The 10102-nt window shown below is 54.5% G+C and carries 8 protein-coding genes; all 8 read left to right on the forward strand.

Features of this window, described 5'->3' with window-relative positions:
- Positions 1-163 precede the first annotated feature (163 nt).
- Entirely contained in the window at positions 164-1429 is a 1266-nt protein-coding gene (gene rseP, locus IKE44_RS10955; protein ID WP_171697966.1) for an RIP metalloprotease RseP, read from the forward strand.
- 24 nt (positions 1430-1453) lie between these two features.
- Positions 1454-3157, forward strand: a complete 1704-nt coding sequence (locus IKE44_RS10960) for a proline--tRNA ligase (RefSeq protein ID WP_047818151.1) — start codon at positions 1454-1456, stop codon at positions 3155-3157.
- 105 nt (positions 3158-3262) lie between these two features.
- Positions 3263-7567: a PolC-type DNA polymerase III gene (locus IKE44_RS10965; protein ID WP_033016851.1), complete on the forward strand. Its 4305-nt coding sequence runs from the start codon at positions 3263-3265 to the stop codon at positions 7565-7567.
- 203 nt (positions 7568-7770) lie between these two features.
- Complete coding sequence (rimP, locus tag IKE44_RS10970) at positions 7771-8244, forward strand: ribosome maturation factor RimP (protein ID WP_287465899.1); 474 nt, start codon at positions 7771-7773, stop codon at positions 8242-8244.
- Positions 8245-8268: 24 nt separating this feature from the next.
- Positions 8269-9420 (forward strand): transcription termination factor NusA, encoded by a 1152-nt coding sequence (nusA, locus tag IKE44_RS10975; protein ID WP_033016849.1) that lies wholly within the window; start codon positions 8269-8271, stop codon positions 9418-9420.
- Between the two features lie 12 nt (positions 9421-9432).
- On the forward strand, positions 9433-9717 hold the full coding sequence (rnpM, locus tag IKE44_RS10980) for an RNase P modulator RnpM (RefSeq protein ID WP_033016843.1): 285 nt from the start codon (positions 9433-9435) through the stop codon (positions 9715-9717).
- A complete protein-coding gene (locus IKE44_RS10985; protein ID WP_033008083.1) occupies positions 9714-10031 on the forward strand; it encodes a YlxQ family RNA-binding protein in 318 nt (105 codons plus the stop codon). Before rnpM ends, IKE44_RS10985 begins: the two co-directional genes overlap by 4 nt.
- A gap of 4 nt (positions 10032-10035) precedes the next feature.
- The coding region (locus tag IKE44_RS13780; RefSeq protein ID WP_353806769.1) for a translation initiation factor IF-2 N-terminal domain-containing protein at positions 10036-10102 on the forward strand (67 nt) is incomplete at its 3' end.

The following is a 10102-nucleotide window of genomic DNA, read 5'->3' on the forward strand; positions in this document are numbered from 1 at the left end:
GGGCGGTATTTGCGGTACCATTGTCGGATGGGGAGCGCCGTTTTTTAGATTTGGCCGATTTCAATTTTGGGCCAGATCATGAAAAGCTGGTGTTGGACGGGAATGAGATTCGCGAAATTGACGCGGATGTGCGCGCTTATGTCCGCTCACTATTAGCATAAAGGTGGTTGAAACGTTGGAATCGATTATTTCGTTTATTGTTGTCTTCGGCGCTCTCGTCTTTTTTCACGAGCTCGGGCATTTGCTGCTGGCCAAACGGGCCGGCATTTTGTGCCGCGAGTTTGCCATCGGGTTCGGACCGAAAGTGTTTTCGTTTAAGAAAAGCGAAACGGTGTATACGATCCGGCTTTTGCCGCTTGGCGGTTTCGTCCGCATGGCCGGCGAAGACCCGGAAACGATCGAGCTGAAGCGCGGGCAAGTCGTCGGTCTTTTGCTTGACAGTGAAGGACGGGTGGAAAAAATCGTCCTCAACCATAAGGACGATTATCCGAACATTCGGGTCGTTGAGGTGGAAGACGCTGATTTGGAGCATGGCATGTATGTCACCGGCTATGCCGACGGCGAGCGGCTGGAGCGGTTTGCGGTGAAAGAACCGGCGTTTTTTGTCGTCGACCGCCAAGAAATTCAAATCGCCCCGTACCACCGCCAATTTGCGGCAAAAACGCTCGGGCAGCGGACGATGACGATTTTGGCCGGCCCGCTCGCCAACTTTCTATTGGCCGTCCTCGTCTTTATCATCATCGGCCTTTTGCAAGGCTACCCGGTCGATAAGCCGGTCATCGGCGAGCTGACGCCGGATGGAGCGGCGCGCGCGGCGGGGTTGAAGCAAGGGGATGAGGTCATCGCCATCAACGGCGAACGGATGGAAACGTGGACGGAAATCGTCAACACGATTCGCGCTCATCCAGAGGAGCCGCTGGAGTTTCAAATTGAGCGGAACGGGAAAGACATGAGCGTGACCGTCACCCCGGAAGCGAAAACGATTCAAGGGGAGACGATCGGCTTAATCGGCGTCTATCAGCCGATGGAAAAATCGGTGTTCGGCTCCGTAAAGCAAGGGCTGGTCGAGACGTATTACTGGACGAGGGAAATTGCAACAGGGCTCGTTCAATTGATCACCGGCCAGTTTCAGCTTGACATGCTGTCAGGCCCGGTCGGCATCGCTGTATCGACTGGCAAGGTGGCGGAGTCCGGGATCTACTACTTGATGAAATGGGGAGCGATTTTAAGCATCAACCTCGGGATTGTCAACTTGTTGCCATTGCCGGCGCTAGACGGCGGGCGGCTCCTCTTTTTCGCCATTGAAGCCGTGCGCGGCAAGCCGGTCGACCGGCAAAAAGAAGGAATGGTCCATTTTATCGGTTTCGCCTTGCTTATGTTGCTGATGCTTGTCGTCACATGGAACGACATTCAAAAATTTTTCCTATAAAGAGAGAGAATGAGGTGGCTGTGAATGAGACAAAGTCAAGCGTTTATTCCGACATTGCGCGAAGTGCCGGCGGACGCGGAAGTGAAAAGCCATCAGCTGCTGCTGCGGGCCGGCTTCATCCGCCAGAGCGCGAGCGGAGTCTACACGTTTTTGCCGCTCGGGCAACGCGTGCTGCAAAAGATTGAAGCGATCATCCGTGAGGAGATGAACCGCATCGGCGGCATGGAACTGCTGATGCCGGCGCTGCAGCCGGCCGAGCTTTGGCAGCAGTCCGGCCGTTGGTATTCGTACGGACCGGAGTTGATGCGCTTAAAAGACCGGCACGAGCGCGATTTCGCCCTTGGGCCGACGCATGAGGAAATGATCACGGCGATCGTCCGCGATGAAGTGAAAACGTACAAGCGGCTGCCGCTTGTGTTGTACCAAATCCAAACGAAATTCCGCGATGAAAAGCGCCCGCGCTTCGGACTGCTGCGCGGCCGTGAATTCATGATGAAAGACGCCTATTCGTTCCATACGTCAAAAGAAAGTTTGGATGAAACGTACAACGACATGTATAACGCCTATTCAAACATTTTCCGCCGCTGCGGCTTAAACTTCCGCGCCGTCATCGCGGATTCGGGGGCGATCGGCGGCAAAGATACGCACGAGTTCATGGTGCTCTCGGACATTGGCGAAGATACGATCGCCTATTCCGACGCGTCCGACTATGCCGCCAACATTGAAATGGCGCCGGTTGTGACCACGTACGAGAAAAGTAGCGAGCCGCCGGCTGAATTGAAAAAAGTGGCGACGCCGGGGCAAAAAACGATTGATGAAGTCGCTTCCTACTTACAAGTTTCGCCGGAGCGCTGCATCAAGTCGCTTTTGTTCAATGTCGATGGCCGGTACGTGCTTGTTCTTGTCCGCGGCGACCACGAGGCGAACGAGGTGAAAGTGAAAAATGTGCTCGACGCCACCGTCGTGGAGCTGGCGACGCCGGAAGAAACAGAACGGGTGATGGGGGCGCCGGTCGGCTCGCTCGGTCCGATCGGTGTCAGCGAAGCGGTCATGGTGATCGCGGACCATGCTGTTGCTGCCATCGTCAACGGTGTTTGCGGCGCGAATGAGGAAGGCTACCATTACATCGGCGTCAACCCGGACCGCGATTTTGCCGTCAGTCAATACGCCGACTTGCGCTTTGTCCAAGAGGGCGACCCGTCTCCGGACGGCAAAGGGACGATCCGCTTCGCTCGCGGCATTGAAGTCGGGCACGTGTTCAAGCTTGGCACGAAATACAGTGAGGCAATGAACGCCGTGTACTTGGATGAAAACGGCCAAACGAAGACGATGATCATGGGCTGCTACGGCATCGGCGTCTCCAGGCTGGTGGCGGCGATTGCCGAGCAGTTTGCCGATGAAAACGGGCTCGTCTGGCCGGCTTCGGTGGCGCCGTTTCATATCCATTTGCTGACAGCGAACGCGAAAAGCGACGAGCAGCGAGCGCTGGCGGAGGAATGGTACGAAAAATTGGGACAGGCAGGATTTGAAGTGTTATATGATGACCGCCCGGAGCGGGCCGGAGTCAAGTTTGCCGACAGCGATTTGATCGGCATTCCGGTTCGCGTCACCGTCGGCAAGCGGGCGGGCGAAGGCATCGTCGAAGTGAAAGTGCGAAAAACAGGCGAGACGTTTGACGTGCCGGTGGGCGAATTGACCGATACGGTGCGCCGCCTCTTGCAAGGGTGAACGAACGGCGCCGGCGAAAAAGAACGAGTTTCTTTTCCGTCGGCGCTTTTTGGCGTTTGTATGGTATGATTAGAAAGAGAAACGATTTCGTTGAGAGGGGAAATCATGGCCACGAAAGAACAAAAAGAGCGGTTTTTCGTTTTGCTTGAGCAACTGAAGATGACGTCGGATGAATGGATGCCGTATTTCCGTGATGCGTTCATTCGCAAAGTCGTGATTGATAAAGAAGAAAAAAGCTGGCATTTCTATTTTCAGTTCGCCAACGTGCTGCCGGCCGAGGTGTACAAATCGTTTACGGACCGCTTGGCGGCTGCTTTCCGCCATATCGCTGCCATCCGGTATACGATTGATGTCGAATCGCCGCGCGTAACGGAAGACGATGTGCGGGCGTACTGGCCGCTTTGCCTCGCCGAGCTGCAAGAAGGCGTCTCGCCGCTTGTCGATTTGCTGAGCCGGCAGACGCCGGCGGTGAAAGGGAACAAGCTCGTTGTCACCGCCCGCCACGAGGCGGAGGCGCTGGCTGTCAAACGGCGGTTTGCGCAAAAAATCGCCGCGATTTACGCGTCGTTCGGTTTTCCGCCGTTTCAGCTGGAAGTCGACGTGCAACCGGCTGAGCAGGAAATGGAGCAGTTTTTGGCGCAAAAGCAGCAAGAAGATGAAGAGCGGGCGTTGGCGGTGCTGACCGATATGGCAAAAGAAGAGGAAAAGGCAGCAGCGGCTTCTCCATCCGGCCCGCTCGTCATCGGCTACCCGATCCGCGACGAGGAGCCAGTGCGTCCGCTTGAGACGATCGTTGAGGAAGAACGGCGCGTTGTGGTGCAAGGGTATGTGTTTGACGCTGAGGTGAGCGAGCTCAAAAGCGGCCGCACGCTGTTGACCATGAAAATCACCGATTACACGAACTCGATTTTAGTCAAAATGTTCTCGCGCGACAAAGAGGACGCCGAGCTCATGAGCGGCGTCAAAAAAGGCATGTGGGTGAAAGTGCGCGGCAGCGTGCAAAACGACACATTCGTCCGCGATTTGGTCATCATCGCCAACGATTTGAACGAAATCGCTGCAAACGAACGGCAAGATACAGCGCCCGAAGGGGAAAAGAGGGTCGAGCTCCATTTGCATACCCCGATGAGCCAAATGGACGCGGTTACCTCGGTGACAAAACTCATCGAACAAGCGAAAAAATGGGGTCATCCGGCGATCGCCGTCACCGACCATGCCGTTGTTCAGTCGTTTCCGGAGGCCTACAGCGCGGCGAAAAAACACGGCATGAAGGTCATTTACGGCCTTGAGGCGTACATCGTCGACGATGGCGTGCCGATCGCCTACAATGAAACGCACCGCCGTCTTTCGGAGGAGACATACGTCGTCTTTGACGTTGAAACGACCGGGCTGTCGGCTGTGTACAATACGATCATTGAGCTGGCGGCCGTCAAAATCAAAGACGGCGAGATCATCGACCGGTTTATGTCCTTTGCCAATCCGGGACATCCGCTGTCCGTGACGACGATGGAATTGACCGGAATCACGGACGAAATGGTGAAAGACGCTCCGCAGCCGGATGAGGTGCTGGCCCGTTTTGTTGACTGGATTGGCGATGCGACGCTTGTGGCCCATAACGCCAGCTTTGACATCGGGTTTTTAAACGCAGGCCTCGCCCGCATGGGACGCGGCAAGCTCACCAATCCGGTCATTGACACGCTTGAACTCGCCCGCTTTTTGTATCCGGATTTGAAAAACCACCGGCTGAACACGCTTTGCAAAAAGTTCGACATTGAACTGACCCAGCACCACCGCGCCATCTACGACGCGGAGGCAACCGGGCATTTGCTTATGCGGCTATTGAAGGAAGCGGAAGAGCGCAGCATACTGTTTCATGACGAATTAAACAGCCGCACGCACAGCGATGCGTCGTACCGCCTGGCGCGCCCGTTCCATGCGACGCTGTTGGCGCAAAACGACATCGGGCTGAAAAACTTGTTCAAGCTCGTCTCGCTGTCGCACATCGATTATTTTCACCGCGTGCCGCGCATCCCGCGCTCCGTGCTGGTCAAGCATCGTGAAGGGCTGCTCGTTGGCTCGGGCTGCGACAAAGGCGAGCTGTTTGACAACTTGATCCAAAAGGCGCCGGAGGAAGTCGAAGACATCGCCCGCTTTTACGATTTTCTTGAGGTGCATCCGCCCGAGGTGTACAAGCCGCTCATTGAAATGGATTACGTCAAAGATGAAGAGATGATCCAAAACATCATCCGCAGCATCGTCGCCCTTGGCGAAAAGCTCAACATTCCGGTCGTCGCCACCGGCAACGTCCATTATTTAAATCCGGAGGACAAAATTTACCGGAAAATTTTAATCCATTCGCAAGGCGGGGCGAACCCGCTCAACCGGCATGAGCTGCCGGATGTGTATTTCCGCACAACGAACGAAATGCTGGATTGCTTCTCGTTTTTAGGGCCGGAAAAAGCGAAAGAAATCGTCGTCGACAACACACAAAAAATCGCTTCGTTAATCGGTGAAGTGAAGCCGATCAAGGATGAGCTGTACACGCCGCGCATCGAAGGGGCGGACGAGGAAATCAAGGAAATGAGCTACCGGCGGGCGAAAGAAATTTACGGAGACCCGCTGCCGAAACTTGTTGAGGAGCGGCTTGAAAAAGAGCTGAAGAGCATTATCGGCCACGGATTTGCCGTCATTTACTTAATTTCGCATAAGCTCGTCAAAAAGTCGCTCGATGACGGCTACCTTGTCGGGTCGCGCGGCTCGGTCGGCTCATCGTTTGTCGCGACGATGACGGAAATTACCGAGGTGAACCCGCTGCCGCCGCATTACGTCTGCCCGAACTGCAAACATTCCGAGTTTTTTAATGACGGTTCGGTCGGGTCGGGCTTTGACTTGCCGGATCAAAACTGCCCGCAATGCGGGACGAAATACAAAAAAGACGGGCATGACATCCCGTTTGAGACGTTCCTTGGCTTTAAAGGCGACAAAGTGCCGGATATCGATTTGAACTTCTCCGGCGAGTACCAGCCGCGCGCCCACAACTATACGAAAGTGCTGTTTGGCGAAGACAACGTCTACCGCGCCGGAACGATCGGCACGGTCGCCGACAAAACGGCGTACGGGTTTGTGAAAGGCTATGCGAGCGACCATAACTTAGAGCTGCGCGGCGCGGAAATCGACCGTCTGGCGGCCGGCTGCACCGGAGTGAAGCGGACGACTGGGCAGCACCCTGGAGGCATTATCGTCGTTCCCGATTATATGGAAATTTACGACTTTACGCCGATCCAATATCCAGCCGATGATACGTCATCGGAATGGCGGACGACCCATTTTGACTTCCACTCGATTCATGACAATTTATTGAAGCTCGATATTCTTGGGCACGACGATCCGACGGTCATCCGCATGCTGCAAGATTTAAGCGGCATCGATCCGAAAACGATCCCGACCGACGACCCGGACGTGATGGGCATTTTCAGCAGCACCGAGCCGCTTGGCGTTACGCCGGAGCAAATTATGTGCAACGTCGGCACGATCGGCATCCCGGAATTCGGCACGCGCTTTGTCCGGCAAATGCTCGAAGAAACGAAGCCGAAAACATTTTCCGAGCTCGTGCAAATTTCCGGTTTGTCGCACGGCACCGATGTATGGCTTGGCAACGCGCAAGAACTCATTCAAAATGGCACGTGCACGCTTTCTGAGGTGATCGGCTGCCGCGACGACATTATGGTCTATCTCATTTACCGCGGGCTTGAGCCGTCGCTGGCGTTTAAAATTATGGAATCGGTGCGCAAAGGGAAAGGATTGACGCCGGAATTTGAGGCGGAGATGCGCAAGCATAACGTGCCGGAATGGTACATCGACTCGTGCAAAAAAATCAAATACATGTTCCCGAAAGCGCACGCGGCGGCCTACGTGTTGATGGCGGTGCGCATCGCCTACTTTAAGGTGCACCATCCGCTTTTGTATTACGCGTCGTACTTTACGGTGCGGGCGGAGGACTTTGACCTTGATGCCATGATCAAAGGATCAGCCGCCATTCGCAAGCGGATTGAGGAAATCAACGCCAAAGGCATTCAGGCGACGGCGAAAGAGAAAAGCTTGCTCACGGTGCTGGAAGTGGCGCTGGAAATGTGCGAGCGCGGCTTTTCCTTTAAAAATATCGACTTGTACCGCTCGCAGGCGACCGAATTTGTCATTGACGGCAACTCGCTTATTCCGCCGTTTAACGCCATCCCGGGGCTCGGGACGAACGTGGCGCAAAACATTGTGCGCGCCCGCGAAGAAGGGGAGTTTTTGTCAAAAGAAGATTTGCAGCAGCGCGGCAAAGTGTCGAAAACGCTGCTTGAGTATCTCGAAAGCCGCGGCTGCCTCGACTCGCTTCCGGATCATAACCAGCTGTCCTTGTTCTGACGGACGGTTTTTCGTTGCAATATATTTCCCAATGTGTTATAGTTTTAGTGGAATTGGCAAAGATAATGGCAAACAAAGAGTGGGGAAACCCACTCTTTCGTCTTGAATGAGCATCGGTCTTTCCGTCTTTCGTTCATTCCCGCCTTGTGCAGGGGATTTTCTCATTATGCAGCATGCAGCCTTGCCCAGTAAGGAGGAACACGATGAGCAAAAAAGTGACAGAAACGGTTGAACAGCTTGTCGCGCCGATTTTGGACGAAATGGGGCTCGAGCTGGTGGACATCGAGTATGTGAAAGAAGGAAAAAACTGGTTTTTGCGCGTCTTTATTGATTCAGACACCGGCGTGGACATTGAACAGTGCGGCGTCGTCAGTGAAAGGCTAAGCGAAAAGCTCGACGAGGTCGACCCGATTCCGCACAACTATTTTTTAGAAGTGTCATCGCCGGGAGCGGAGCGGCCGTTAAAAAATGAAAAAGATTTTGTAAGAGCAATTGGGAAAAATGTATATATCAAAACATACGAGCCGATTACAGGAGAAAAGCAGTTTGAAGGGGAATTGACCGCTTTTGACGGGACGACCGTGACGCTGTCGGTCAAAGACCGCGGGCGGCAAAAAACGGTCGCCATTCCGTATGAAAAAGTGGCGAGCGCTAGATTAGCCGTCATTTTCTCTTAATGATAAAAGGGGGATTTTCGTTTCATGAACACGCAGTTGCTTGAGGCGTTAGCCGATCTGATGCGGGAAAAAGGCATCAGCAAAGAAGTGATTATGGAAGCCATTGAAGCGGCGCTCGTTTCCGCGTACAAGCGCAATTTCGGCCAAGCGCAAAACGTGCGCGTCGATTTAAATATGGAAACAGGGACGATCCGCGTGCTCGCCCGCAAAGACGTCGTCGAAGAGGTGACCGATCCGCGTCTTGAAATTTCGCTTGAGGAGGCGCAGCGGATCAATCCGAACTATCAAATCGGCGATGTCGTCGAATTGGAAGTGACGCCGCGCGATTTCGGGCGCATCGCTGCGCAAACAGCGAAACAAGTCGTGACCCAGCGCGTGCGTGAAGCGGAGCGGAGCATCATCTACGCCGAATTTGTCGACCGCGAAGAGGACATTATGACCGGCATCGTCCAGCGCATTGACCCGCGTTTTGTCTATGTCAGCCTCGGCAAGGCGGAGGCGCTTTTGCCGGCGAACGAACAAATGCCGAATGAAACGTACAAACCGCACGATCGGCTGAAAGTGTACATTACGAAAGTGGAAAAGACGACAAAAGGGCCGCAAATTTTCGTCTCCCGCACTCATCCGGGCTTGCTGAAGCGGCTGTTTGAGCTTGAGGTGCCGGAAATTTACGACGGGACGGTTGAAATCAAGTCGATCGCCCGCGAAGCCGGCGATCGTTCCAAAATTTCCGTCCATTCCGACAATCCGGAAGTCGATCCGGTTGGCGCCTGCGTCGGGCCAAAAGGGCAGCGCGTCCAGGCGATCGTCGACGAGCTGAACGGGGAAAAAATTGATATCGTCCGCTGGTCGGCCGACCCGGTGGAGTTTGTCGCCAATGCGTTAAGCCCAGCGAAAGTGCTGCGCGTCATCGTCAATGAAGAGCAAAGGGCGACGACCGTCATCGTTCCGGACTACCAGCTGTCGCTCGCTATCGGCAAACGCGGGCAAAACGCGCGGCTGGCGGCAAAATTGACCGGCTGGAAAATCGATATTAAAAGCGAGTCCGAGGCGCGGGACATGGGCATTGATCCGTATGCGCCATCCACTTCGCTTGATTTCAACGGCGCGGCGGCCGATAATGAAAATAGTGATGAGAACGTCCAATCATTCGATGCATCGGCGGAAATCGAGTGAGGGGGAATAGAAATGGCAGCGCAAAAGAAAATTCCGTTGCGCAAATGCGTCGTCACTGGAGAGATGAAGCCAAAGCGGGAAATGGTGCGCATCGTCCGCTCCAAAGAAGGAGAGGTGTCGATCGACCCGACCGGCAAAAAAGCGGGGCGGGGCGCGTATATTACCCTTGACCCGGATTGCATTTTACAGGCGAAAAAGAAAAACATTTTGGCCCGCCATTTAAAAGCCGACATCGCCGACTCGCTCTATGACGAGCTGCTTGCTTTGGCGAAAAAGGAGAAACAGGCAGGACAATGAAACAGAACCGCTGGGCATCGCTGTTAGGGTTGGCGCAGCGGGCCGGAAAAGTCGTTTCCGGAGAGGGACTTGTCGTCAAGGAAGTGCAACGGGGCAGGGCGCGGCTCGTGTTGCTTTCGGAAGATGCGTCGGCCAACACGGAAAAAAAAGTGACGGATAAATGTGCGTTTTATGGCGTCCCGCTTTGCAAAGTGCCGGACCGGTATGTGCTGGGCGGCGCGATCGGCAAAGACGCCCGCGTCGTCGTCGCCGTCACCGACGAAGGGTTCGCGCGCCAATTGCAAACGATGCTCGACCGATCTTTATGGGGGTGACTGTATGTCAAAAATGCGTGTGTACGAATATGCGAAAAAACAGAACGTGCCAAGCAAGGACGTTATTCATA

This window comes from Geobacillus sp., assembly GCF_017515625.1.
GTDB classification, from domain to species: domain Bacteria; phylum Bacillota; class Bacilli; order Bacillales; family Anoxybacillaceae; genus Geobacillus; species Geobacillus stearothermophilus.

Coding starts and splice junctions, on each gene's coding strand:
- nusA (WP_033016849.1), top strand. CDS start 8,269: ATGAACACGCAGTTGCTTGAGGCGTTAGCCGATCTGATGCGGGAAAAA.
- rnpM (WP_033016843.1), top strand. CDS start 9,433: ATGGCAGCGCAAAAGAAAATTCCGTTGCGCAAATGCGTCGTCACTGGA.
- IKE44_RS10965 (WP_033016851.1), top strand. CDS start 3,263: ATGGCCACGAAAGAACAAAAAGAGCGGTTTTTCGTTTTGCTTGAGCAA.
- rimP (WP_287465899.1), top strand. CDS start 7,771: ATGAGCAAAAAAGTGACAGAAACGGTTGAACAGCTTGTCGCGCCGATT.
- IKE44_RS10960 (WP_047818151.1), top strand. CDS start 1,454: ATGAGACAAAGTCAAGCGTTTATTCCGACATTGCGCGAAGTGCCGGCG.
- IKE44_RS10985 (WP_033008083.1), top strand. CDS start 9,714: ATGAAACAGAACCGCTGGGCATCGCTGTTAGGGTTGGCGCAGCGGGCC.